Source organism: Kitasatospora sp. GAS1066B (assembly GCF_041262605.1).
In the GTDB taxonomy this organism is placed as follows: domain Bacteria; phylum Actinomycetota; class Actinomycetes; order Streptomycetales; family Streptomycetaceae; genus Kitasatospora.
On sequence record NZ_JBGCCO010000015.1, the window covers coordinates 50,937 to 74,460 of the forward strand.

Sequence of the window (23,524 nt, forward strand, 5' to 3'; positions counted from 1 at the left end):
GGTCACCATGGTCCGGCCGCGGCCGGCCGGCGGTGGCGCGGTGATACCCGGATGCCCTCAGCCCACCTCCGCAAATTATGACATTCCGTCATTTACAGTACTTTCCGGCACAGCTGACGTGCCGTCCGGCCGGTCCGGGCCGGATCAGCAGAGCCCAAGGGAGCAGCCAGATCGTGCAGCGCCTCACCCGTCTCGCCGTCGCCGCGGCGACCGCACTCGCCGCGGCGGCCGTGTCCGCCCCCACCGCCTCCGCCACCCTGCCGGCGGCCGACTCGCAGCCGCACCCGCACGGCGGCCACCACGCCGTCTTCGTGCAGAACAACAGCCTGGCCGGCAACCAGATCTTCGCCTACCACCGCTCCGACGACGGCCAGTTGACGCCGGCCGGCAGTCACGACACCGGCGGCCTCGGCGGCATGCTGAACGGCTCGGCGGCCGACCACCTCGCCTCGCAGGGCTCGCTCACCTACGACGAGCAGCACGCGCTGCTCTACGCCGTGAACGCGGGCAGCGACACCGTCACCGTCTTCGCGGTCGACGGCGACCACCTGGAGCGGCGCCAGGTCGTCTCCTCCGGCGGGCGGTTCCCGGTCAGCGTCGCCGTGCACGGCGACGTGGTCTACGTCCTGAACGCGCTGGACGGCGGCTCGATCCAGGGCTACCGGGTGCACGACGGCCACCTCGACAAGAAGGACGACTGGCACCGCTGCCTGGGCCTGGACCCCAACGCCACGCCGCAGTTCACCAACACTCCGGGGCAGGTCGGCTTCACCGCCAACGGCAGCCAGCTGATCGTCACCACCAAGGCCAACGGCAACAACCTCGACGTCTTCAAGATCGACCATGACGGCACGCCCGCCGCCGACCCGGTGGTCACCAATGTCCCCGGCGCGGTGCCCTTCGGCTTCGTCCAGAACGGCCACGGCGGCATCTTCCTGACCCTGACCGGGCCGAACGCGCTGTCCACCTTCCAGATCCACGGCGACGGCAAGGCGACCCAGCAGGCCTTCGCCGCCACCGGGCAGTCGGCCACCTGCTGGGTGGTCAAGGTGGACGACCTGCTCTACACCTCCAACGCGGGCAGCGCGACGCTCAGCGGTTTCCGGGCCTCCGACCACGGCGGGACGCTCACCCCGCTCGGCAACACGCCGACCGACCCGGGCACCGTCGACGCCGCAGCCTCGATCACCCCGGCTGGGCGGTACCTGTACGTGCAGACCGGCGGCAACGGCATCGTCGACGAGTTCGCGGTCAACACCGACGGCTCGCTGACGCAGATCGGCGCGCAGACCGTGCCCGACGCGGTCGGCGGCGAGGGCATCGTCGCGTTCTGACGCGCCCGCACCAGCACGGCTCGGCCCCGGCCGCCATCCCGGCGGCCGGGGCCGTGGCCCGCGGTGCTACGGCCGGGTGAAGGTCAGGTGGGTGACGCCGCTGGGGGTGGTCACCGACTCGATCCGGAAGCGCTCCTCGAGCCCTTCGAGGCCGTCCCACAGCCGCTCGCCGCGGCCCAGCAGGATCGGCACCACCACGACGTGCAAGTGGTCGATCAGATCCGCCGCCAGGAAGTCGCGGACCGTGGCCGGCCCGCCGCCGATCCGCACGTCCAGGCCGCCCGCGGCCTCGCGCGCCTGGCGCAGCGCCTCCTCGGGCGTGGCGTCGATGAAGTGGAACGTGGTGCCCCCGGCCATCTCCACGGACGGGCGCGGGTGGTGGGTCAGCACGAACACCGGCGTGTGGAACGGCGGGTTGGGGCCCCACCAGCCGGTCCACTCGTGGTCCTCCCACGGGCCGCGCTGCGGACCGAACTTGTTGCGGCCCATGATCTCCGCGCCGATGCCCTCGGCCCAGGTGCGGGCCATGGCCTCGTCCACTCCGCTGCCGCCGCCGCTCTTCCCCTGCATCTCCTGGAAGGTCCGGGTCGGGAAGAACCAGTCGTGCAGCCGGTGGCCGGCGTGGCCGAACGGCATTTCGAGGGTCTGCCCCTCGCCGGTGCCGAAGCCGTCCAGCGAGACCGAGAAGTTGTGGACTCTCACACGGGACATGGCATGTCATCCTTCCTCTGGCGATGTGCTTGCGCTTGCGCTTGCCGAGCACTCTGCCAGGCGACAGTGTCAGACCGGGTGATCTCAGCGGGTGGCATGTGACGTGATGTCGGCGGGTCGCGCCGATGAGCGGACACGCCGTTCTGCCGGCCCATCGAGAAAACCCATTGCGAGTGACCCGCATCGCATGTCTGACTGATCGGCCACCGATCAGTGAGGGAACATGACGACGTCGCTGCCCACCCCCTCGTTGCACACCGCTCGCCTTCGACTGCGTGCGTTCGAAGACGCGGATGCGAACGACCTCTTCGCACTGCACAGCAGCGCCTACGTGCTGCGCTACTGGGACTCGCCACCGTGGAGCGAACGCGGACGCGCCGAGAAGTTCATCACCGCTTGTCGGCAGATGGCACAGGAGGGCACCGGGGCGCGGCTGGCCGTGGATCGTGTCTCCGACGGGGCGTTCATCGGCTGGTGCAGCCTGAACGCGTGGAATCCGGACTACCGCAGCGCGTCGCTCGGCTACTGCTTCGACGATGCGGCGTGGGGCCACGGCTACGCGACCGAGGCCGCGCGCGCCTTGCTGCGGTGGGCGTTCGACACGCTGGAGCTGAATCGCGTCCAAGCTGAGGCCGATACGCGCAACGTGGCCTCTGCCCGCGTGCTGGAGAAGCTCGGCTTCGTGCGTGAAGGGACGTTGCGGGAGGACTGCGTCGTCAACGGCGAGGTCTCCGACTCGTGGGTCTACGGCCTGATCAGGCGGGAGTGGCGCCCGTCGTCGGAGCCGGTTCCCGCCCACTGAGTCATCTCGCTCGGCACCCGGTCTCGGTCCGGCTCCGAACCACTGATCACCGCGCCTCATCCACACACGACGGCGAACCGGACGGCTCCCGCGTGTCGTGCACCGCCCGGCCGCCCAGCAGGGTGAGCTCGGGGAGCAGGGCGGCCAGTTGCTCGGCGGGGCAGTTGAGCGGGTCGGCCGGCCAGAGGGTGAGGTCGGCGAGGTGGCCGGGGGCGAGGGTGCCGCGTAGTTCGGTCTCGCCGAGCAGGCGGGCGGCGTTGGTGGTGTGCAGGGCGATCGCCTCGGGGCGGCTGATGGCGTGCCGGGCGCCTTGGACGCCGGCCAGGGTCTGCCGGGTGGTCATGCCCCAGACCGAGGTCATCGCGCCGAACGGGCCGACTGGGAAGTCGGAGCCGGCCGTGAGCAGCGCCCCCTCGTCCAGCCACTCGCGCAGCGGGAACAGGTCGGCGACCCGGTCGGCGCCCCACTCGCGGATCTGGGCACCGGCGGCGTCGTGCAGCAGCGGGTGCTGGACGGTGACCGGGATGCCCAGCTCGATCGCCCGCTCGCGCTGCTCGGGGCGGGCCAGGCCGCCGTGTTCGATCACCAGGGTGCCGGCCGGCAGGCCCGGGTGGCGGCGCAGCACCTCCTCGTAGACGTCGAGCAGGACCCGCAGGCCGCGGTCGCCCCAGGCGTGGCTGCCGACCCGCCAGCCACGCCGCACGACCGCGTCCACCGCGTCGGCCAGCGGCTCGGGCTCCCAGTGCAGGCTGCCGCAGTAGCAGTCGCGGCCTGCGTAGGGCTGCTCCAGGGCGCCGGCTTCGATGCCGCCGTCGATGCCGAACTTGACGCCCCAGACGCTGAGCCAGTCGTCCTCGTTCGCCCCGCTCTCCTGCCAGTCGGCCATCCCGTCCAGCAGGTGCTCAACCTGGGCGAGGCTGTTCAGGCCGATGGCCGAGACCAGGGCGCGGACCCGGACGCCGAGCGCGCCGGCCTGCCGGGCGGCGCGCAGCACCGGGAGGTCGGCGAGCGGGACCATGCAGTCGCGGACCGTGCCGATGCCGGTGGCGGCGTAGGCGTGCGAGGCGGCCCGCAGGCCCTCGATCCGGGCGGCCAGGTCGGGGCGCGGCAGCAGGCGCTCGGCCTGCGCGGCGGCGGCGCCGATCAGCCGGCCGGTGAGCCGGCCTTCGGCGTCGCGCTCCAGCTGGCCGCCGGCCGGGTCGGGGCTGTCGGGTCCGAAGCCGGTCAGGCGCAGCGCGGGCGAGTTGAGCACCACGTTGTAGGCGCCGCGCTTGACCAGCACGGGGTGCTCGGTGGTGACGGCGTCCAGCTCGGCGATGCTCGGGAAGCGCCGCTCGGCGAGGTTGAACTCCTGCCAGTTGATGGTGGTGCGGATCCACTCCCCCGGCGCCGTGGTGGCGGCGCGCCGCCGGATCAGGTCGAGGAACTCCGGGAGGTCGCGGGCCTGGTGGACCGGGACGTCGTGGACGCTGCTCGCGGCGAGGATCAGGTGGGTGTGGGTGTCGTCGAAGGCCGGCAGCACGGTGGCGTCCGGGCGATCCAGCACGAGGGTGGCGGGCGTGATCCAGTCGTCCAGCCCGTTCGGGTCGGGCGACAGGGCGGTGATCCGCTCGCCCTGGACGGCCAGCGCCCGTTGCGGGGCCTGGCCGGGGACGAGGGTGTGGACGGCACCCGCGCGGAGCACCAGGTCGGCATCGGGCATGGTGGGCGGGCTCCCTGATCTCACGGGTGGGTGACGGATGCGGTCAGCAGGCCGGTGACCCGCTCGACGTGACGCAGGCTCGGTTCGGCGAGCAGCGCGTGCAGCTCGGCGAAGACCCGGCGGGCCGCGGCGGCGTTCCAGTCGGCGGGCAGCAGTTCGGGCGGCAGCCCCGGGTCCAGGTAGGGCAGCCGGCGCCACTGGGTCAGCATCGGCAGGTAGGCGCGGAAGGCGGCCGCCGGGTCCGGCACGGGCCCCAGCCGCGCGGCGAGCGGCCGGTGGGCCTCGTCGAACTCGGCGTACTGGGCCTCGATCGCCGGGAAGTCCCACCAGCCGCTGACCGCCTCACGCAGTTCGGCGAAGGCCGCGTACCCGCCGGTGAACAGGTGGACGTAGGCGCTCAGGCCGGTCCGGCGCAGCATCAGTTCGGCGTCCGGCAGCAGCCGGGCGGGCGCCAGCCAGACGCCCGGGGCGGCGTTGCCGAAGCCCAGCCAGCTGAGCCGGGAGCGCAGTTGGTGGCGGTGCGCCCGCTCGGACTCCGGCACCGAGAAGAGCGCGATCACCCAGCCGTCGGCCAGCCGGGCGGGCTCCAGGCTGCCGAAGATCCGGCGGTCGCCCTCGTCGAAGACCGGGCCCATCGCCGGGCTCAGCCGGTAGCCGGTGCCGGCCTCGCGGCGCTCCTGGACCAGCGTTCCGGCCTTCTTCAGCCGGGAGATCGCCGAGCGCACCGCCTGGCTGCCCACGTCCAGTTCGGCCATCAGCGCGATCAGGTCGGAGACCGGGATCCAGCCGCCCAGCCGCCGCACGAACGCACCGTAGACGGTGCTGATCAGGGCGCTGGGTCTGGTCTCCGACATGCTCGCCTCTCCTTGGGCCGTCCTGGTGATCATACGCAGCGCCAGTTGCTCAGCCGGACTCGGCGAAGGCTCCGGAGAGCAGGTGCCCGGCACCGGGGGCGACGGCGGGCAGGCCGAGCGCGCGCAGCAGTTGGTGGGCGGTGCAGATCGAGGCGGAGACCACCGGCTTGCCGAGCAGCTGTTCGGCGTCCGCCACGGCGGCCAGCGAGGGCAGTTGGACGCAGGCGGAGAGCACCACGGCGTCGGCGTCCGCGTGCGCCAGGGCGCTCGCGATGCCCGGCAGCGCGGCCGGGTCGTGGGCGGCGACCGCCAGGTTGTCGGGGATCTCCAGCGAGGTGTGGTCGAGCACCTCGATGCCCTCGGCGCCGAGGTACTCCACCACCAGCCGGGTCAGCGGGCGCAGGTAGGGGGCGACCAGGGCGATCTTCTTGGCGCCCAGCACCTGGAGCCCGTGCACCAGGGCGCCCGCGCTGGTGACCACGGGAGCCGGCGCGCCGTTCTCCACGGTGCGCCGGTGCAGCCGCTCCTCGGACACCCGGTGGTAGCCCTGACCCATGCTCATGATGGCCACCAGGCAGGCGTAGCCGAGCACGTCCACCCGCGCGTCGGAGAGCTCCAGCGCGCAGCGGTCGGAGTCGGCGTCCATCGCCCTGAGCTGCTCGGGGGTGACCTGGGTCATCCGCATCCGGCTGGAGTGGAAGGTGAAGCGCTCGGGAGCGATGGTCTCGCGGGCCCGCAGGATCGCCGGGACCTCGGTCTCCATGGTGACGTTGGAGCTGGGGACGATCTGGCCGATGCGGTAGCTGCGGGCGCTCATCGGGCGTCCACCACCGGGTTGGCCAGGGTGCCGATCAGCTGCACGGTGGCCTCCACCAGGTCGCCGGGACACAGGAACTGAGGCGGCGTCATACCGGCGCCGACGCCCGAGGGCGAGCCGGTGGAGATGACGTCGCCGGGCTCCAGGGTCATGCCCGAGGAGATGTCGGCGATCAGGCGCGGGATGGCGAAGAGCATGTGGCGGGTGTTGGACTTCTGCTTGGTCTCGCCGTTGACCCGCAGCGAGAGGTCGAGCTGCTGCGGGTCGGGGATCTCGTCGGCGGTCACCACCGCCGGGCCGAAGGGGGCGTAGGAGTCCATGCCCTTGGAGAAGAACCACTGGCCCGCGCGGCGCTGGTCGCGGGCGCTGATGTCGTTCATGATGCTGTAGCCGAACACGTGGGCCCAGGCGTCCTGTTCGGCGACCCGGAAGGCCGGGCGGCCGATCACCACGGCCAGTTCGCACTCCCAGTCGAGCTGCCGGGTCAGGTCACCGTTGTGCAGGATCGGCTGTCCGGGTCCGGTGACGGCGGTGGCAGGCTTGCCGAAGAGCACCGGGCGGTCCGGCAGTTCGCTGGCGGTGTCCAGGCTGCGGCTGGACTCCTCGACGTGTTCGACGTAGTTGAGGCCGACACCGATGATCTTGCCGGGTCGCAGCGGGGCTTGCAGCGTCACCTCGGCCAGCGGCAGCGCGGTTTCGGCTTGGGCGGCCAACTCGCGGGCCAGCGCCATGGCTTGGTCACCGGAGCGGATCAACGAGATCAGGTCGGCCGGCAGTTCGACGCCGGCTGCGGCGGCCGCGGCGGCCAGGTCCACCACGCCCTCGCCGTGCTGGGCGCCGAGGCGGGGAGTCGAGCCCTGGTGGGTGTAGGTGATCAGGCGCATGGCGGTCCTAACGCTCCTCGGGCTGCGAGACGGGGTGTGCGACGGACTGTGCGACGGACTGTGCGACGGGCTGGTGCCCGTCGTGGTCGGGGTAGGCCTCTTCGCGGTGGAAGGCGAGCGAGCGCATCACCGGGAAGTCGTTGAAGGAGAAGAGGCAGGCGTCCTCGCCCTCGTCCAGGTTCGCGTGCTCGTGCCAGGCCCAGGACGGCACGCAGAAGATGTCGCCCTGCTGCCAGTCGAACCGTTGCCCCGCGATCACCGAACTGCCGCGCCCCTTGGCCACGGTGTAGACGACCGAGCCGGTGTGCCGGTGCGCCGCGGTGGCCTGCCCCGGGCGCAGCAGCTGGATGTGCGCACCCATGGTGGGCATCACCGAGCCGCCCGTGACGGGGTTGGTGTACTCCATGATCACGCCGTCGTACGGCGAGCCCTCGGCGGCCCTGGCCAGGTCGAGCAGCGCCTGGTAGGTGGGCTCCCAGGGCCAGGCGAGCAGCGGGGAGTACGGGCGGGTCCACTTCTCCGCTCCGTACGGCAGCAGGTTGCCGCCGTAGCTGAGCACCGAGGAGTTGACCACCTTCCCGGGCCGCTGGTAGAGCTCGGGGTGCACCTCGTAGAAGCCCGCGTCGAGCGCGTTGACCAGCGGGATGTCCAGGCCGTCCTGCCAGATCACCGGCGCCTCGGTGGACTCGTTGCCGTGCTCGTGCCAGGTGCCGTTGGGCGTGATGGCGAAGTCGCGCGGGCCGACCTCGAGCTTCTGGCCGTCCACGATGGTCCAGGCGCCGGTGCCCTCCTGGACGAAGCGCAGGGCGGCGGCCTGGTGGCGGTGCGCGGTCATCGACTCGCCGGGGCCCATGATCTGCAGGCCGGTGTAGAGCAGGCCGACGGCGGCGCTGAGCTCCCTGCGCTGCGGGTTGACCAGCATCACCACCCGGCGGCCCGCGTCGTCGGCCTGGACCAGCGGCAGCGCCTTGTGCACCAGCGGGCGCAGCTCCTGGTAGCGCCAGAGCACCGGGACCGACCTGGGCTGCGGGTACCAGGGCTCGATCTCGTTCGCCACGGTCCACAGGGCGCCGGCCTCATGGGCACCCAACTCCTGGTAGTAGGACTTGAGTTCGGGCGTGTCGGTGACCCGGGCGCGGCCCAGCCGGGTGTCGTCGTAGTCGGCGGTCACGAGTCCTCCTGGTCGGCCTGTGCGGCCCGGTCGGTGCTGAAGGTGATCGGCTGCTGCGGACGGTCGTCCACCAGCAGCCGGAAGACGTCGAAGCGGTTGTAGTGGCCGATGATGTCGTGCATCTGCTTGGGCTGGATGCACCTGGCCAGGTCGATCTCGGCGTAGACGATGCCCTCGTCGTCGATCAGCGGGTCGGTGACCGGGCGGCCGTCGGGGCCGAAGATCCCGGAGAGCGCGCTGCGCTTGCGGGACAACTGCTTGCGCACCGCCTCGTCCTCGCCGGCCACGGCGTCGACGATCTCGGGCGAGATGGTGGAGCAGGCGACCACCGAGAAGAGCTTGCCCTCGAAGCAGTGGGCGGCGGTGCGCACCGCGATGGCGTCCGCCATGTCGTAGTCCTCGGGCGCCACCGGCAGCGCGATGTAGCTTGCGGCGTGCACGAGTTCGCCCTGCGCGAGCAGGGTGAAGCGGGCCAGCGTGTTGGTGTTCTCCCCGCAGGCCAGCGCGCCGAGCGGGCCGATCGCGGTGCGGTGCACGCGCAGGGTGCTGCCGTCGCCGCCGGTCCAGGTGAGCTTCTCGGCCCAGGTGGGGACGAGTTTGCGGTGCGCGGCGAGCAGTTCGCCGTCGGCGCCGATGATCAGCAGGGTGTTGTACAGCACGCCGAGGCTGTGGGCGCCGCGCTCGTTGACGCCGACCACCACGACCGTGCCGCACTCCCGGGCCACCGCGCGCAGCGCGTCCACCTGCGGGCCCGGCACGTCGACGGCGGCGCGGTAGAGCCGTTCGAACCAGGGCGAGCCCTGGACCGGGTTCATCGTCCAGTTCCAGTACGGGTAGCCGGGCACGAAGGCCTCGGGCAGCACCACCAGCGAGGCGCCGTGCCCGGCGGCCTCGCGGACCAGCGCGACGGCCTTGTCGGTGGTGGCGTCCGGGTCCAGGTAGACGGGTGCGGCCTGGACGGCGGCGGCGGTGAAGCGGGGCAGCGGAAAGTCCATCAGGTGCTCCGGTCGACGTCGGGCCGCGGGTCGCTCTTGGGCAGCCAGCGGCGGTGGACGGGGTCGGCGGGCGCGCGCAGCAGGTGCAGCCGGGGTGGCACCCGCTCGGCGCGCGGGCCCGGCGGTCGGCGGCTGCCGGCCTGCCAGGGCTGCGGCCAGGGCGCGCCCGGGCCGCGGTAGTCCTGCTCGGCGGCGGCGTGCAGGGTCCAGAGCGGGTCGTGCAACTGGGCCCGGCCGATCGCGACCAGGTCGGCCCGCCCGGCCAGCAGGATCGAGTTGGCGTCGTCGTGGCTGGAGATGGCACCGACCGCGATGGTCGGGATCCCGGTCGCGTTGCGCACCAGATCGGCGTACGGGGTCTGGTAGCTGCGCCCGTAGGCGGGCCGCTGGTGGGCGACCACCTCGCCGGTGGAGACGTCCACCGCGTCCGCGCCGCCGTCGGCCAGCGCACGGCAGATCCGCACCGCCTCGTGCGCGCTGGTGCCGCCCTCGGCCCAGTCGGTGGCGGAGATCCGCACCAGCAGCGGCTTGCCGGCCGGCCAGGCCGCCCGGACCGCCGCCAGCACCTGGAGCGGGAAGCGCAGCCGGCAGCCGAGGGTGCCGCCGTACTCGTCCTGGCGGTGGTTGGTCAGCGGGGAGAGGAACCCGGAGAGCAGGTGTCCGTGGCCCATCTGGAGCTCCAGCACGTCGAAGCCGGCCCGCGCGGCGCGTTCGGCGGCGGCGGCGAAGTCCCGGACGACGGCGTCCATTTCGACCCGGTTGAGCTGGCTCGGGCGCGGGCTGTCGGCGTCCCAGGGCAGCGCGGAGGCGGCCAGCGTCGGCCAGCCGCCCTCCCCCGGCGCCAGCGGCCGGCCGATGCCGTCCGGGCCCGGCCTGGCGGTCGAGGCCCGGCGGCCCGCGTGGGTGAGTTGGATGCCCAGGCGGGTGCCGGGCAGCAGGCGCGCGGCCTCGACGATCCGGCGCCAGGCCCGCTCCTGCTCGTCGTTCCAGAGCCCCGGGCAGTGCGGGGTGGCCCTCCCGCGCGCGCTGACGGCGGTCATGCCGGCCAGGACCAGCGCGGCCCCGCCGAGCGCGTGCGCGCTGAACTGGGCCGCCTCGAAGGCGCTCGGCACTCCGTCAATCGCCGTGTAGGCGGCCAGTGGTGGCACCACGATCCGGTTGCGCAGCGGCACCCGGCCGAGCTGGAAGGGCTGGAACATCGGCGGGACGCCCGGCTCGGCACCGAACCAGGAGTCGACGCCCGCCACGAAGTCCGGATCCCGCTCCCGCAGGTTCTGGTAGCCGACCCGGCGGCTGCGGGTGAGCAGGTTGAAGGCGAACTGCGGTGTCTGCTGCCCGGTGTAGCCGCCGATGCCCTCGAACCACTCCAGGCTGGCCTGGGCGGCGCGTTGGGTGGACTCCACCACCGGCTTGCGCTCGGCCTCGTAGGCGCTCAACGCCTCTGGCACGGTGGGGTGTTCGTGCAGGCAGGCGGCCAGCGTCAGGGCGTCCTCCATGGCCAGCTTGGTGCCCGAGCCGATCGAGAAGTGCGCGGTGTGCGCGGCGTCGCCGAGCAGCACCACGTTGCCGTGCCGCCAACTCGCGTTGCGCACCGTGGTGAAGGTGATCCACCGGGGGGCGGCGGGCGCGATCAGCCGGTGCCCGTCCAGGTGTTCGGCCAGCAGCCGCTCGACGCGCCGCACGCTCCGCTCGTCGTCGCCGAAGCCGGCCCGCTGCCAGGCCTGCTCCGCCAGCTCGACGATGAAGGTGCTGCGCCCCTCGTCGTAGGGGTAGGCGTGCACCTGCAGGACGCCGAAGTCGGTCTGCTCGACGATGAAGGTGAAGGCCTCGAAGACCCGGTCGGTGGCCAGCCACATGTAGCGGCAGCCGCGCTCGTCCAGGCTCGGGCGAAAGCTCGCGGCATGCGCCTGCCGAGTGGCCGAGCGGACCCCGTCGGCCGCCACCACCAGGTCGTACCCGGTGGCGAGTTCGGCCGCGGCGGGCGCCTGGGTGCGGTACCGCAGGTCGACCCCGAGCGCCTCGCAGCGCTGCCGCAGGATGGCCAGCAGCCGCCGGCGCTCCAGGGCCGCGAAGCCGTGGCCGCCGGAGGTCAGCCGCTGCCCCGCGTAGCGGATGTCGATGTCGCGCCAGCGGGCGAACTCCGCCGACATCGCCCGGAACACCTCCGGGTCGGCCTGGGCGATCCCGTCGAGCGTCTCGTCGGAGAAGACCACGCCGAAGCCGAAGGTGTCGTCGGGGGCGTTGCGCTCCCACAGGGTGATCTCCCGCTCCGGGGCCAACTGCTTGGCCAGGGCCGCGAAGTAGAGGCCACCGGGGCCGCCGCCGATCACGGCCGTACGCATCGCGGCTGCGGGCATCACGGACGCGTCTCCTGTCGTCACCACTCCTCCCGCTGGTAGCGCTCGGCGTCCTGCGGACCGGACCGGGTGAGCGCGGCGCGCACCTCGTCCGGCCATGGCGCCGAGCCCTTGGCCCGGGCGGCGGCGTGCACCACGGTCATCCGCCCGACTGCGGCGGGGCCGCTGGGGCCGCGCACCTCGAAGCCGTAGGTCAGCGAGGCACGGCCGACCCGCTCCACCCGCAGTTCGGTGTGCACCGGCTCGCCGAACCAGAGGCGCTCGCGGTAGTCCGCCTCGAAGTGGACCCGCGGGATGCTGCCGAACAGCCCGTCCAGCCCCAGCCGGCGCAGCAGCACCGCCTCGGCCGCCTCCACCCAGCGCTGCACCGCGGAGAAGTGGTAGTGCCCGGCCGCGTCGGTGTCCGACCACTCGACCCGGCGCTCCACCAGCACGCTGGGCAGCCGGGTCGCCGCCCAGCGGTGCAGCTCGGCCCGGTGCAGCTTGCCGGTGGAGGTGCGCGGCAGGGCGGGCACGAACTCGATGACGCGCGGGTACTTGTAGGGCGCGATGGCCTGTTTCACGTGCTGCTGCAGCGCCGCCACCTCGGCCGGCGAGGCGTCGACTCCCTCGCGCAGCACGACGAACGCTTTGACGACCGTGCCGCGCCGCTCGTCCGGCGTGCCCGCCACCGCGCAGTCCAGCACGTCGGGGTGGGTGACCAGGGCCTGTTCGACCTCCGGGGCGGCGATGTTGTAGCCGGCCGAGACGATCATGTCGTCGCTGCGGGCCTGGTACCAGAAGTAGCCGTCCTGGTCCCGGAGATAGACGTCGCCGGTGAAGTTCCAACCGCCGCGCACGTAGTCGGCCTGCCGCTCGTCGTCCAGGTAGCGGCAGCCGGTCGGGCCCTTGACGGCGAGCAGGCCCGGCTGCCCGTCCGGCACCGGCTGCCCGTGCTCGTCCAGGATCGCCGCCCGGTAGCCGGGCACCGGCCGGCCGGTGGCGCCGGGGCGGATGTCCTGGTCGGCGGCGGAGATGAAGACGTGCAGCAGTTCGGTGGCGCCGATGCCGTCGATCAGGCGCAGCCCGGTGGCCCGCTGGAACTCGTGCCAGACGCCGGCCGGCAGCGCCTCGCCGGCCGAGATGCCGCGCCGCAGTCCGGCCAGCTTCCCCGCCAACCCGGCGGCCAGGATGGCCCGGTAGGCGGTCGGGGCGGTGAACAGCACGGTGGCGCGGTGCTCGGCGACCAGCTCGGCGAGCTCCTCCGGGGTGGCCCGCTCCAGCAGCAGGGTGGCCGCGCCGACCCGCAGCGGGAAGACCACCAGGCCACCGAGCCCGAAGGTGAAGCCGAGCGGGGGCGTGCCGGTGAACAGGTCGTCCGGCTCGGGGCGCACGATGTGCCGGGAGAAGGTGTCGGCGTTGGCCAGCACGTCGCGGTGGAAGTGCAGGGTCGCCTTGGGGCGTCCGGTGGTGCCGGAGGTGAAGGCGATCAGCGCGACGTCGTCGGCGGCGGTGTCGACGGCGGCGAAGACGCCCGCCTTGCGGGCGCAGCGGGCGGCGAGGTCGGCGGGGGCCTGGGCATCGGCGGCAGCGGCAGCGCCGTAGGTCAGCACGGCCAGGCCAGGGATCTGCCGGGCGGCCAGGGTCAGCTCGGCGGTGTAGCGGTGGTCGCAGAGGGCGACCGCAGGTCGGCTGATCCCGGCCAGCTCGACCAGCTCACCGGCCCGCAGCAGCGGCATGGTGGTCACGGCGACCCCGCCGGCCTTCAGCACGCCGAGCCAACTGGCCACCAGCCACGGATTGTTGGGACCACGTAGCAGCACCCGGTTGCCGGGCAGCAGCCCCAGGTCCTCGGTCAGCACCTGGGCCACCTGGTTGGCGCGCAGCTGCAGCTCGCCGTAGCTCCAGGACGCCTCGGGGGTGAGCAGGCAGCGCCGGTCCGGACCCCAGCGCGCGATGGCCTCGTCGAGCAGCTCACGGGCGCAGTTGAGCCGTTCCGGATAGCTCAACTCCGGTAGTTCGTTGATCAGTTCCGGCCACTGGTCGGCAGCCGGCAGGCGGTCACGACAGAACGTGTCGACGTGTCCTGAGGGGGAGAGCTCCATGGGCGGGCACCTCGGCGGGCTTGGCGAAGGCGGAGCGGGCTTGGGGGTGGGCGGAGCGGCGGAAGCGGTGGAGCGGCGGCGCAGGTATCGCGCTTTCCTGACGACAGTCAGTATCACGCGATATCTTGATCGCTAAACCACGCCTCCCGTCACCGCGTGCCTTCCAGATGCTCCGGCGTGCCCCGCACCGGCTCCTTGCGCACGAAGGCGGCCCGCAGCGCGTGGTACGGCGCTCCAGGGTCCAGGAAGGTGCGGTGCATCACCGCCAACTCCTCGGTGCGGTAGGCCGCCAGCGGCTTGACCGCCTCGTCGCGCTCGCGCGCGGCCTTCTTCGCCGCGATCCGCTCCGCCAGCGCCGGCCGGTCGGCGAGCAGGCCGGCCAGCCGCGCGACCTCGGCGCCGAACTCCTGCGGCGCGGCCGCGACCGTGCGGTCCACCAGGCCCAGTCGCTGCGCGCTCTGCGCCGTCACCGGCAGCGCCTGCCCGGTGAGACGCTCCGCCGCCGCCCGGCCCACCCGGCGGGGCAGGGTGTACGTCCAGTACTCCGAGCCGTACAGCCCCATCAGGCGGTAGTGCGGGTTGAGCAGTACGCCTTCGCGGCACCAGACCTCGTCGGCGGCCAGCGCCAGCATCGCGCCGCCGGCCGCCGCGTTGCCGCCCAGCGCGGCGACCACCAGCCGGTCGGTGCTGGTGAGGATCTCGGCGACCAGGTCGTCCATCGCGTTGATGTTCGCCCAGGACTCCAGCGCCGGATCGGCCGCGGCCTCGATCACATTGAGGTGGATGCCGTTGGAGAAGAAGTCCCGGCCGCCGCCCAACACCAGCACCGAGGTCGGGCGGGAGCAGGCGAAGCGGTAGGCGTCCAGCAGTCGCCGGCAGTGCATGGTGCTCATCGCCCCGCCAGGGAAGGAGAAGCGCAGCAGGCCGACCGGGCCCAGCTCCCGGTAGTCGAGGTCGGCCCAGGTGCGGCGCCCCTCGGGCAGCTGGAGCGGAGCGGGCACCTCCGGCAGTGCGGGTAGCCGCTCCCCCAGCGCGAGGGTGGCCGGCAGCTTGACGCCGGCCACTCCCGCCGGGACGCGCCCCGCCCGCAGCTCGGGGAGCCAGACCGCACCGTCCACCGTGGCCCGGCAGACGGCGCCGGCCCGGGTGGCCAGCAACTCGCCGGGGGTTCCACACAGTTCATCCTCCGGGTGACCGCCGTGCAGGTACCACCGCTCGCCCAGCAGCTCGTCCGACACGCCCGGCTGGGAGTCGGCGGCACGCAGCTTGCGCAGCACTGTCGCGGTCGGGTCGGCCGACCAGTCGATCCGTCGCTCGCTCTGCCGCAGGTACGGGCGGGTGCGGACCGGGACGTCCCAACCCGGGCCGTGCTGCGGGCGCGGGGTGTGGCTGTCACTGGGGCTGGGGCTGTCGCTGGGGCCGGGGCCGGGGCTGGGGCTGGGGCTGGGGCCGGCGCTGGAGTTGCCCGCGGCGAAGCGCTCGACGGCGAGCAGCACGGCCCGCGAGGCGGCATCGGAGACCTCGTTGCGGTACAGGTCGCTCTTGCCGACCGGCGGCACCGGGCACTCGGCATGCGCCCAGACGTCGCCGCCGTCCATCACCTCGTTGGCCTGAAGCACCGTCACCCCCCAGCACTCGGCGCCCTCCTGGATCGCCCGGTCGAGCGAGGAGGGTCCCCGGTCGCCGAGCGGACCCGGATGGACGATCAGGGTGGTGTGCGCCGACCAGACGTCCTCGGGTACGGCGGCCTTCAGCATCGGGGCCACGATCAACTCCGGCGCGTGCCGGCGTACCGCCTCCCGCAGGGCCTGGTCGCCGGTCACCAGATGCACGGCCGGGTGGTGCCCCCGGTCGCGCAACTCGGCGAAGACGCGCTGGGTAAGGCTGTTGAATGCACTGGCGATCAGCAGGATTCGCATCCAGGCCTCCGGCTTAGGGGGGGTGACCGGCAACGCCGCTCCGGCCGGTGACGATCGGTGACAATCCGGCGACGATCGTTTCGCAGCCCCCGGCCGCCCAGGTCGGCGAATCGCCGCCGGCTCACCCGTTCAGCGCCACGACCGGGAATCCACGCCACCGGGTCGGGTGCGCGCCGCAGGGTCTGGACAGCGCGGACGTCTTGCCGCAGGCTTCGGGCTCATGACCGTGAGTACCAGGGTGATCGAGGCCAACCTCGCCACCGCCGAGGACATCGCCCAGCTGCTGCGCTCACGCCCCGAACCGGCGGCGCGGATACCAGGTGCCACCTGGTCGGTGGGCGAGGCGGCCGCGCACCTCGCGCTGGCGAACCAGCTGATGGCCGCTGTGGCCGGCGGGCAGCAGCACCCTTATGGCGACGGCACCCCGGGCGGCCTCGCCGCCGCCAACGAGGCGTCGCTGGCGGACTACCCCGAACGCGACCCGGTCGCTCTCGCCGACGCGATCGTGGCGCACACCCGTACCTTCGCCGCCAACGTCGAGCAGCGCGGCGCCGCCGAGCCCGTGCTGACCCCGATGGGGCCGATGGACCTGGGCACGCTGGCCAGCTACCTGCTCACCCACCAGCTCGGCCACGGCTACGACCTGGCCCGCGCGCTGCGCCGCCCGCACATGATCGACCGCGAGCGCGCGGAGCTGTCGCTCCCGTTCCTGCTCACCGCGATGCCCCGAGTGGTGGACCCGCGCACCGCAGCCGGCCGCAGCGCCCGCTACACCGTCGGCCTGCGCGGCGGCCCGCGCTTCGGCGTGACGCTCGCCGACGGCACGGTGACGGTCAGCCGGTCGCCCGCAGCCGGTGCCGACTGCGTGATCGTCGCCGAGCCGGTCACCTTCCTGCTGCTGGCCCTCGGCCGCTGCAACCCGGCGGGGGCCATCGCGCGGAGCCGGATCCTGGCGTGGGGGCGCAAGCCGTGGCTGGCGCCCGCCTTTCCGACCTATTTCAAGGCGCCCTGACGCCCCGTGCGGCGCTCCCGGCCGCCGTGGGCCACGCGACCGCCCTGGGACGGGTCCCACGGCGCCCAAGCCGGCGGTCAGCTCCGGTCGCCACCTGGCGGCCGGCCGGCGGGCCGCTGTCCCGGTTCCTGCCGTTGTCCGGGTTCCTGGAGGGCCCGGCGCAGGCCGGGCCCCAGGTGGCGGACGATTTCATCAGGCGTCATCGAAGCGATCGGCTCCAGCCGCAGCAGGTAGCGGGTGACGATCAGTCCGCCGATCTGCACGCCGAAGGCGGCCGCGCGCTTCCGGGCGGCGGCGCCGCCGAGCCAGGCGGCGACCCGGTCCACGATCTCCCGTTCGACGACCTCCTTGACCAGCGCGCCGAAGGCCGGCTCCTGGATCGCGTTGCGGAGCATGGCGACCAGCGTGGGGCCGGCCACCGGGTCCTCCCAGACGGCCAGCACACCGCGCAGCACGCGCTGCGGGAACGTCGCCGGGTCACCCTTCAGCGCCTCGGCGAGCACCTCGGCCGGGTTGACGGCGAGCGCGAGCGCCGCGCCGAACAGGCCCTTCTTGGAGCCGAAGAAGTAGCTGATCAGGGCCAGGTCGACGCCCGCCTCAGCGGCGATCGAGCGCAGCGTGACAGCGTGATAGCCCTCGGCCAGGAAGCGGCGCCGGGCGATGTCCAGGATCACCGCGCGGGTGTCCGGGCTGCCTGGCCGGCGTCCGCGCGGAGCGGATTTATTCATCACCGTTGAAATGCTACTCCCGGGACGGCGACGCTGAGCGAGTAGCCGAAACCGCCCTGCGGAGAGACCGGGAGAGCGAGAACCATGTCAGCCTCAGCCTCAGCCGTCCAGCCACCCACACCGCCCACACCATCCACGGCAGCCGCAGCGGCCGGCCGGCGACCCACGGTGCGCCACAACCTGGTGCTGGCGATCACTTGTCTGGCGCTGGCCACCGTGGTGGCCGCCATGTCCTCGCTGAACGTCGCACTGCCGGCCATCGCCCGCGAGACCCACGCGACGCAGACCCAACTCTCCTGGATCATCGACGCCTACAGCCTGGTCTTCGCCTCGCTGCTGCTGCCCGCCGGCGCGCTGGGCGACCGGTTCGGCCGGCGCCGGGCGCTGCTCACCGGCCTGGTGATCTTCGGCGGCGCCTCCGCCGGCGCGCTCGTCACCACCTCGCCCGGCACCCTGATCGGCCTGCGCGCGCTGCTCGGCGTGGGCGCCGCACTGGTCATGCCGGCCACCCTCTCCACCATCACGACCACCTTCCCCCGCGAGCAGCGCGCCCGGGCGGTCAGCGTCTGGGCGGCGGTGGCGGGCGCCAGCGCGGTGGTCGGGCTGCTCACCTCGGGCTCACTGCTGCAGGCCTGGTCCTGGCGTTCGGTGTTCCTGCTGAACGTGCTGCTCGCGGCCGTCGCGCTGGTCGGCGCCCTGCTCTTCGTGCCCGAGTCGGCCGAAGCGGACCGCCCCGCGCTCGACCTGACCGGCGCGCTGCTGGTGGTGGTCGGCCTGGGCGCGCTGGTGTACAGCGTGATCGAGGCCCCGGTGAACGGTTGGGGCAGCGGGCGCACCCTCGGCGGCATCGGCGGCGGCCTGCTCGTGCTGGGCGGCTTCGTGGCCTGGGAACTGAGGCGTCGTCACCCGCTGCTGGACCCAAGGCTGTTCCGCAACAAGGAGTTCGCGGCCGGCTCGCTCTCGATCGCGCTGCAGTTCTTCGCCTTCTTCGGCTACATCTTCGTGATCATGCAGTACCTGCAACTGGTGCGCGGCGACAGCGCGTTGGCGGCTGCGGTCAGCGTGCTGCCGATGGCCGTCGCGATGGTGCCCTGCTCCCGGCTCAGCCCGAAGCTCTCCGCGCGCTTCGGCAGCCGGCGCCCGTGGCTGGCCGGCCTGCTGCTGGTCGCGGGCGGGCTGGCAACCTTCGCCCAGGTGGGCCGCGGCAGCTCGTACGGCCTGATCGCGGTGGCGCTGCTGCTGCTCGGGGCCGGCATGGGCCTGGCGATGACCCCGGCCACCACGGCGATCACCGACGCGCTGCCGCCGGCGCTGCAGAACGTCGGCTCGGCGATGAACGACCTGTCGCGTGAACTCGGCGGCGCCCTGGGGATCGCCGTGCTGGGCAGCATCCTCAGCGCCTCCTACCGCAGTCACCTGCGGCTGCCCGGCACACCCGAGCGCGTGGTGCAGGCGGCCAAGTCCTCGCTGGCGACCGCCGCCGCGATGGGCGGACCGGTCCTCGACCGCGCGCGCACCGCCTTCGTCGCGGGCATGCACGACGCGCTGCTCGGCGGCGTGGCGGCCGCCCTGCTGGCCGCCCTCGCGGCGGGCCTGCTGCTGCGCCGCACCGCCCCGGCCACCGGGGTCACCGACGACCACCCCGAGGTCGAGGTCGAGGTCGAGCCCAATCCCCCTTTCCAGCAGCATGTCTGACCAATCGTCACAGCCGCCCGGCGCACTCGGACCGCCGGGCGGACCACGTGCGCCGGACACGCTACCCTGGAGGCGTGGAGACGGAAGCGGGACGCGAGATCGCCGACGCGCTGGGGCTGCTGCTCAAGCGCACCACCCGGGCGCGGCTGTACCAGCAGCTGACCGAAGGCCTGGGCGAGGGCGTCGACGAGCTCACCTACCCGGTGCTCAGCGGCCTCGCCCGGACCGGCCCCCGCAGCGCCGCCGACCTCGCCCAGGAGGTCGGCCTGGACCGCTCGAACGTGACCCGCCGCGCCAGCCGCCTGGAGACGGCCGGCCTACTGCGCCGCGAGCCCGACCCCGCCGACCGCCGCGCCACCCTGCTGGTCCTCACCGAGCACGGCGAGCAGACGGTCCAGGCCACCCGCGACCGGCTGACCGACCGGATCACCGCCACCCTGAGCACCTGGCCCCCCACCGAGGCCACCACCTTCGCCCGCCAGCTGCACCGCTTCGTCACCGAAGGGCCGTTCACGGCCGACGAGGGCTGAGGCTGAACAGCGGCGCGCACTGAGCAGCAGCGAGCAGGGCCGCGTACGAGGCAGGCTGGTGCTGGTGATCGGCTGAGGGCGGCGGTGAGCCTGCCGTCACAGGCTCAGCACCAGGTCCCGGACCGCGGCGGGCTGGGACAGGAACGCGTGGTGGCCGGCGTCGAGTTCGACGACGCTGCCGGCCCGCCGGGCGAACTCGCGCTGCAGCCGTGGCGGGGTGCCCCGGTCCTGGGCGCAGACGAGGTACGTCGAGGGCACCTGCTGCCAGGCGGCCGCCCCGACCGGCTGCCCGGTCACCTGCACGCTCTGCCGGGCGAGGTGGTCCGCCGCCTGCGCCTGGACCTCGGGGTCGCAGTCCTGCAAGAACGTGTCCACGAGCAGCTCGGGGCGGACCCCGAACGTGCCGGCGTCGGGGTCGACGTCGAGGAACGGGGCGGGGCCGCCGTCCCCGAACTCCGACAGGCTCTGCCCGACCTCGGGCAGGTAGCTGGAGATCAGCAGCAGGTGGCGCACCGACCCGATTCCCGCTGCGGCTTCCGCGGTGACGATGCCGCCGTAGCTGTGGGCGACCACGACGGTCGGCTCGTCGCCGGCCCGCAACACCTGCCGCACCGCCGCGACATCCTCGGGCAGCCCCGGACCGCCGACGCCGCCGGCCGGGCCCGCCTCACCGCAACTCGGCAGCGCCGGGGCCACACTCGCCACCCCCCGCTCCCGCAGCAGCTCGGCGGCGCGGTGCCACCACCACGACCCGTCCCGCACGCACGCCCCGTGCACGAACACGACCCTCATCGCCACCTCCACGTCAGCCCCGCTATGTCAGCCCCTCCAGCCTGCCACCCATGCTCGCCGGGCCATCGAAGGCCCGTCTCGACTGATGGACGACGATGTGCTTCGGTTTCAGCCGCCGGGGGCCCTGTTCGGGCCAGTTACGCGGAATCGTGGCTCCTGGATTGCCCGCCGGGACGATTCTGTGACTGAGCCGTACCGACGGTCACCGAGATACGTCTGCCCCTGAACCTGTCGGCTGCCCGCCTGAACCCGTGTCAGCACACTGACCCAACACCTGCCAGCACCGAGCCTCCACTGCGCGTCTTCTGCCCGCATCGTGTGAAACGCCGAGGTAGGGAGTCCTTACCGTGCCGTCTTTGCTGAACTACGCCATCGTCACCGACCCGACCTCGCTCCAAGCGTCGCAGCCCGGGGCACCGTCCGTGGGGACGCTGTACGTGATCGTCTCCAACACTCACCAGTCCGAGGTGAAGTGGGAGTTCATCGATGTGGAGATACCGGTCGGCAGCGGCCCCAACGACCTGACGGGCAATCCGACGGTGATCGGCGCGAGCGTCGAGAAGGACTACACGGTCTGGCTGGAGGAGGACCCGGTCTTCGGCTGGGACGGTACGCTCGGCCGCTTCCGGGCGAAGGCGCCCGTCGGGGGGAGGCTGACCCTGCCGGACGAGGAGTCGCTGGTCCTGAAACTGGAGAACATACCGGTTTCCGACGCAGCGGGACTGATCCGCGTGAAGATCCACGAGCGGTCCGGCGGCGGCGACGACAACGTCCCCATCCGACAGGCGGACTTCACCACCACTCTCGGGCTGGTGAAGCAGGCGCCGAAGGTCCCGCGCAACTTCCGCCCGGAGAAGAACTCCTTGGTGGACGTGGACGCGAGCCAGAACGTCGTTCTGAAGTGGGAGGGGCCGGACAACCTCGACTACTGGATCCGCGATCCGCAGGGGACCGAGGTGCTCGTCCAGTCGGCGGCCCAGGGACCGCGGGTGACCCAGCAGCCGTACACCTGGTCACCCCCCTCCGCGCCGAGGCGAGGCACCACCTACACCCTCATCGCCGGGACGACCACCGCCACGCAGCAGCACCACGGGTACTTCCTCACCACCACGGTCCACGCACTCGTCCCCGAGTTCGACAGCGGGACGCGCACCCCGTGGGTCGAGGGGACGCCGAGCAGGAGCCGTGTCACCTTCGCCGCGGCCGGGGTGGAGATCCACAACGGGGCCGGCGCCCGGGGAACCGTCACGGCCGACAGGGCCGAGGTGGACCGCGTGAACACCACGTCGGTGCACGGCCGCAACTCCAGCGACGGATGGATCGACTTCCCGCAATCCGGCCTGAACGTCCATCAGGGCGGCTCGACGCAGTTGGGCACCCTCTCGGCCGACAGGGCCGAGGTGGACCGCGTGAACACCACGTCGGTGCACGGGCGCAATTCCGACGACGGATGGATCGGCTTCCCGAAGTCCGGACTGAACGTCTACCGGGACGGACGAACGCAGCCGGGCACCCTCGCGGCCGACAAGGCCGACGTGAACGGTGTGCAGACCGCGTGGGTGCAGGGGCGCGGCGACAGCGACGGGTGGATCGAGTTCCCGCAGTCCGGGCTGAACGTGTTCCACGGCCAGGGAAAGGCCTGGGGAACCGTCTCGGCCGACAGGGCCGACCTGAACAGCGTGACCACACACTGGGCGGAAGGGCCGGACGGGAAGAAGAGCCGCATCGCCTTCACCGAAACGGGCGTGAAGATCACCGACCCCGAGAAGAAGCGCGGCACCATAGTCGCCGGCGAGACCAACGTCCGCAGCGTGGTCACCCCCTGGGTGTCGGGGCCCCAGGCCGGCGCGGGATGGATCTCCTTCCCGAACGAGGGGGTGGACGTGCACCGGGATGGAGAGGTTTCCTTCGGAAGGATTCGATACGCCTCGTACAAGGAATCGCAAACGGTGAATGACCGCCCCGTGCACCGCAGGCTGCCCCCTTACGAGTGGCCGCCGAAGTCCGGGAACTAGTAGGGCTTGGTCAGGTTCTCGAACTCCGCACCCTCCTGGGCCCCGCCGTTCAGCCCGCCGTTGCGATGAGGCGTCGCAGCGTGGCGTGAGCGGGTGGGCCCCAGGTCGGCTTGCCGCCGGGGCGGCCGTGGACGCCGGCATCTCCGATGAGGATGCCGCCGAGGGCGCGCAGCGCGGCCCAGCCGCGGGCACGGCGCAGGGTGGCGGTGTCTGCGGTCGGTTGGTAGGCCTCGTGGAAGCGGGTGGCGGCGCCGTCGGGCAGCAGGATCCAGGGGGCGGCGAGGTCGCAGGCGGGGTCGCCCGCGCAGAGGTCGCCGAAGTCGATCACGCCGCAGAAAGTGCCGTTCGCGGTGAGGACGTTGGCCGGGTGGAGGTCGCCGTGCAGCCACAGTGCCGCGCCCTGCCAGTCGGGCGCGGCGGCGGCGTCTTCCCAGACCGCGCGGACGGCGTCCGGATCGGGGATCAGACCCAGCTCGGTAGCCGCGGCGAGCCCTTCGGCGAACCCATCGGAATGCTCGGCCAGTGGCCTCCCCCGGCCGAGACGACTGGCTGGTGCTCCCTCTGGTGCGGGGTGGTGAAGAGCCGTCAGGAAGGCGGCCAGGGTGTCGGCCGCCTCCTCGGCGCGCGTGACCGGAGCACGGTCGGCGGGCTCGCCCGGCACCCAGGTGGTGACGATCCAGGGGCGCGGGAACCGCTCGGAGGGCTCGCCGAGGCGCTGCGGGACGGGGACCTGCAGCGGAAGGTGCGGCGCGAGGGCGGGCAGCCAGGCGTACTCCTTGCGCAGCAGCGCGTCCGCGGACTGCGTCGCCCAGGGCAACCGGACGGCGAGGTCGTCACCGAGCCGCCACAGCTGGTTGTCCCAACCACGCGCGCCGAGCCGCACGGGATGGTCGGCCAGGTCGGGGTGCTGATCGCGCAACAGATCCTGGACCAACTCCGCGGTGAGCTCGGTCTCTGTGTGGGTCATGCGGGGCAACGATAGCGTCGCCGACCGGCCCAGGGCGGAGCGGCTGTGGCTGATGTTCTCAACGCAGGTGCCTCGGGGCAGCGGTCGACCGCCGCTCACCCGGCCGGCGGAGTCGCCGGTCCAGCGTTCACCGCACCCTGCCTGCCAAGATCGAT

General features: G+C 72.9%; 19 protein-coding genes and 1 pseudogene. 6 read left to right on the forward strand and 14 right to left on the reverse strand.

Annotated elements, in window-relative coordinates:
- Positions 1-173: 173 nt before the first annotated feature.
- On the forward strand, positions 174-1,334 hold the full coding sequence (locus ABH937_RS18535) for a lactonase family protein (protein ID WP_370218866.1): 1,161 nt from the start codon (positions 174-176) through the stop codon (positions 1,332-1,334).
- Positions 1,335-1,400: 66 nt separating this feature from the next.
- On the opposite strand, the gene ABH937_RS18540 is transcribed toward ABH937_RS18535, so the two are convergent.
- Positions 1,401-2,045: a dihydrofolate reductase family protein gene (locus tag ABH937_RS18540; RefSeq protein ID WP_280691997.1), complete on the reverse strand. Its 645-nt coding sequence runs from the start codon at positions 2,043-2,045 to the stop codon at positions 1,401-1,403.
- A gap of 223 nt (positions 2,046-2,268) precedes the next feature.
- Here ABH937_RS18540 and ABH937_RS18545 point away from each other — a divergent pair, with 223 nt between their 5' ends.
- Positions 2,269-2,847 carry a GNAT family N-acetyltransferase gene (locus ABH937_RS18545; protein ID WP_370218867.1) on the forward strand — a complete coding sequence of 193 codons (579 nt, stop codon included), beginning with the start codon at positions 2,269-2,271 and terminating at the stop codon, positions 2,845-2,847.
- A 46-nt stretch (positions 2,848-2,893) separates the two neighbouring features.
- Here ABH937_RS18545 and ABH937_RS18550 read toward each other — a convergent pair whose 3' ends face one another.
- From ABH937_RS18550 to ABH937_RS18595, 10 genes and pseudogenes are all read right to left on the reverse strand, one after another.
- The gene (locus tag ABH937_RS18550) at positions 2,894-4,549 is read right to left on the reverse strand and encodes an amidohydrolase (protein WP_370218868.1); all 1,656 of its coding nucleotides are present in this window, start codon (positions 4,547-4,549) and stop codon (positions 2,894-2,896) included.
- A gap of 20 nt (positions 4,550-4,569) precedes the next feature.
- The gene (locus ABH937_RS18555; RefSeq protein WP_280692002.1) at positions 4,570-5,403 is read right to left on the reverse strand and encodes a PaaX family transcriptional regulator C-terminal domain-containing protein; all 834 of its coding nucleotides are present in this window, start codon (positions 5,401-5,403) and stop codon (positions 4,570-4,572) included.
- 49 nt (positions 5,404-5,452) lie between these two features.
- A complete protein-coding gene (locus tag ABH937_RS18560; RefSeq protein ID WP_280692004.1) occupies positions 5,453-6,220 on the reverse strand; it encodes an Asp/Glu racemase in 768 nt (255 codons plus the stop codon).
- Entirely contained in the window at positions 6,217-7,104 is an 888-nt protein-coding gene (locus tag ABH937_RS18565; RefSeq protein ID WP_370218869.1) for a fumarylacetoacetate hydrolase family protein, read from the reverse strand. The genes ABH937_RS18560 and ABH937_RS18565 overlap by 4 nt, the downstream gene beginning before the upstream one ends.
- 7 nt (positions 7,105-7,111) lie before the next feature.
- Positions 7,112-8,275, reverse strand: a complete 1,164-nt coding sequence (locus tag ABH937_RS18570; protein ID WP_370218870.1) for a cupin domain-containing protein — start codon at positions 8,273-8,275, stop codon at positions 7,112-7,114.
- Positions 8,272-9,270 (reverse strand): carbon-nitrogen hydrolase family protein, encoded by a 999-nt coding sequence (locus ABH937_RS18575; protein ID WP_280692009.1) that lies wholly within the window; start codon positions 9,268-9,270, stop codon positions 8,272-8,274. Before ABH937_RS18575 ends, ABH937_RS18570 begins: the two co-directional genes overlap by 4 nt.
- Entirely contained in the window at positions 9,270-11,612 is a 2,343-nt protein-coding gene (locus ABH937_RS18580) for an FAD-dependent monooxygenase (protein ID WP_280692147.1), read from the reverse strand. Before ABH937_RS18580 ends, ABH937_RS18575 begins: the two co-directional genes overlap by 1 nt.
- Before the next feature lie 35 nt (positions 11,613-11,647).
- Entirely contained in the window at positions 11,648-12,061 is a 414-nt protein-coding gene (locus tag ABH937_RS18585) for a thioesterase family protein (RefSeq protein ID WP_280692148.1), read from the reverse strand.
- Between the two features lie 3 nt (positions 12,062-12,064).
- A pseudogene (locus ABH937_RS18590) lies at positions 12,065-13,711 on the reverse strand (AMP-binding protein); the annotation flags it as partial.
- Between the two features lie 149 nt (positions 13,712-13,860).
- Entirely contained in the window at positions 13,861-15,630 is a 1,770-nt protein-coding gene (locus tag ABH937_RS18595) for a hydrogenase maturation protein (protein ID WP_370218871.1), read from the reverse strand.
- A gap of 220 nt (positions 15,631-15,850) precedes the next feature.
- On the opposite strand from ABH937_RS18595, the gene ABH937_RS18600 reads away from it, so the two are divergent.
- On the forward strand, positions 15,851-16,642 hold the full coding sequence (locus tag ABH937_RS18600; RefSeq protein WP_370218872.1) for a maleylpyruvate isomerase family mycothiol-dependent enzyme: 792 nt from the start codon (positions 15,851-15,853) through the stop codon (positions 16,640-16,642).
- Between the two features lie 77 nt (positions 16,643-16,719).
- Here the strand turns inward: ABH937_RS18600 and ABH937_RS18605 are convergent, their stop codons facing one another.
- Positions 16,720-17,370: a TetR/AcrR family transcriptional regulator gene (locus ABH937_RS18605; protein ID WP_370218929.1), complete on the reverse strand. Its 651-nt coding sequence runs from the start codon at positions 17,368-17,370 to the stop codon at positions 16,720-16,722.
- 168 nt (positions 17,371-17,538) lie between these two features.
- Between ABH937_RS18605 and ABH937_RS18610 the strand changes: the two genes are divergently transcribed.
- Positions 17,539-19,065 carry an MFS transporter gene (locus tag ABH937_RS18610; protein WP_370218873.1) on the forward strand — a complete coding sequence of 509 codons (1,527 nt, stop codon included), beginning with the start codon at positions 17,539-17,541 and terminating at the stop codon, positions 19,063-19,065.
- A gap of 74 nt (positions 19,066-19,139) precedes the next feature.
- The gene (locus ABH937_RS18615) at positions 19,140-19,595 is read left to right on the forward strand and encodes a MarR family winged helix-turn-helix transcriptional regulator (protein ID WP_280692016.1); all 456 of its coding nucleotides are present in this window, start codon (positions 19,140-19,142) and stop codon (positions 19,593-19,595) included.
- A 96-nt stretch (positions 19,596-19,691) separates the two neighbouring features.
- On the opposite strand, the gene ABH937_RS18620 is transcribed toward ABH937_RS18615, so the two are convergent.
- Positions 19,692-20,387 carry an alpha/beta hydrolase gene (locus ABH937_RS18620; RefSeq protein ID WP_370218874.1) on the reverse strand — a complete coding sequence of 232 codons (696 nt, stop codon included), beginning with the start codon at positions 20,385-20,387 and terminating at the stop codon, positions 19,692-19,694.
- Between the two features lie 347 nt (positions 20,388-20,734).
- Between ABH937_RS18620 and ABH937_RS18625 the strand changes: the two genes are divergently transcribed.
- Entirely contained in the window at positions 20,735-22,402 is a 1,668-nt protein-coding gene (locus tag ABH937_RS18625) for a hypothetical protein (RefSeq protein ID WP_370218875.1), read from the forward strand.
- Positions 22,403-22,451: 49 nt separating this feature from the next.
- Here the strand turns inward: ABH937_RS18625 and ABH937_RS18630 are convergent, their stop codons facing one another.
- Entirely contained in the window at positions 22,452-23,369 is a 918-nt protein-coding gene (locus tag ABH937_RS18630) for an aminoglycoside phosphotransferase family protein (protein WP_370218876.1), read from the reverse strand.
- Between the last annotated feature and the right edge of the window lie 155 nt (positions 23,370-23,524).

Coding starts and splice junctions, on each gene's coding strand:
- ABH937_RS18540 (WP_280691997.1), bottom strand. CDS start 2,045: ATGTCCCGTGTGAGAGTCCACAACTTCTCGGTCTCGCTGGACGGCTTC.
- ABH937_RS18545 (WP_370218867.1), top strand. CDS start 2,269: ATGACGACGTCGCTGCCCACCCCCTCGTTGCACACCGCTCGCCTTCGA.
- ABH937_RS18550 (WP_370218868.1), bottom strand. CDS start 4,549: ATGCCCGATGCCGACCTGGTGCTCCGCGCGGGTGCCGTCCACACCCTC.
- ABH937_RS18555 (WP_280692002.1), bottom strand. CDS start 5,403: ATGTCGGAGACCAGACCCAGCGCCCTGATCAGCACCGTCTACGGTGCG.
- ABH937_RS18560 (WP_280692004.1), bottom strand. CDS start 6,220: ATGAGCGCCCGCAGCTACCGCATCGGCCAGATCGTCCCCAGCTCCAAC.
- ABH937_RS18565 (WP_370218869.1), bottom strand. CDS start 7,104: ATGCGCCTGATCACCTACACCCACCAGGGCTCGACTCCCCGCCTCGGC.
- ABH937_RS18575 (WP_280692009.1), bottom strand. CDS start 9,270: ATGGACTTTCCGCTGCCCCGCTTCACCGCCGCCGCCGTCCAGGCCGCA.
- ABH937_RS18580 (WP_280692147.1), bottom strand. CDS start 11,612: ATGCGTACGGCCGTGATCGGCGGCGGCCCCGGTGGCCTCTACTTCGCG.
- ABH937_RS18595 (WP_370218871.1), bottom strand. CDS start 15,630: ATGCGAATCCTGCTGATCGCCAGTGCATTCAACAGCCTTACCCAGCGC.
- ABH937_RS18600 (WP_370218872.1), top strand. CDS start 15,851: ATGACCGTGAGTACCAGGGTGATCGAGGCCAACCTCGCCACCGCCGAG.
- ABH937_RS18605 (WP_370218929.1), bottom strand. CDS start 17,370: ATGAATAAATCCGCTCCGCGCGGACGCCGGCCAGGCAGCCCGGACACC.
- ABH937_RS18620 (WP_370218874.1), bottom strand. CDS start 20,387: ATGAGGGTCGTGTTCGTGCACGGGGCGTGCGTGCGGGACGGGTCGTGG.
- ABH937_RS18630 (WP_370218876.1), bottom strand. CDS start 23,369: ATGACCCACACAGAGACCGAGCTCACCGCGGAGTTGGTCCAGGATCTG.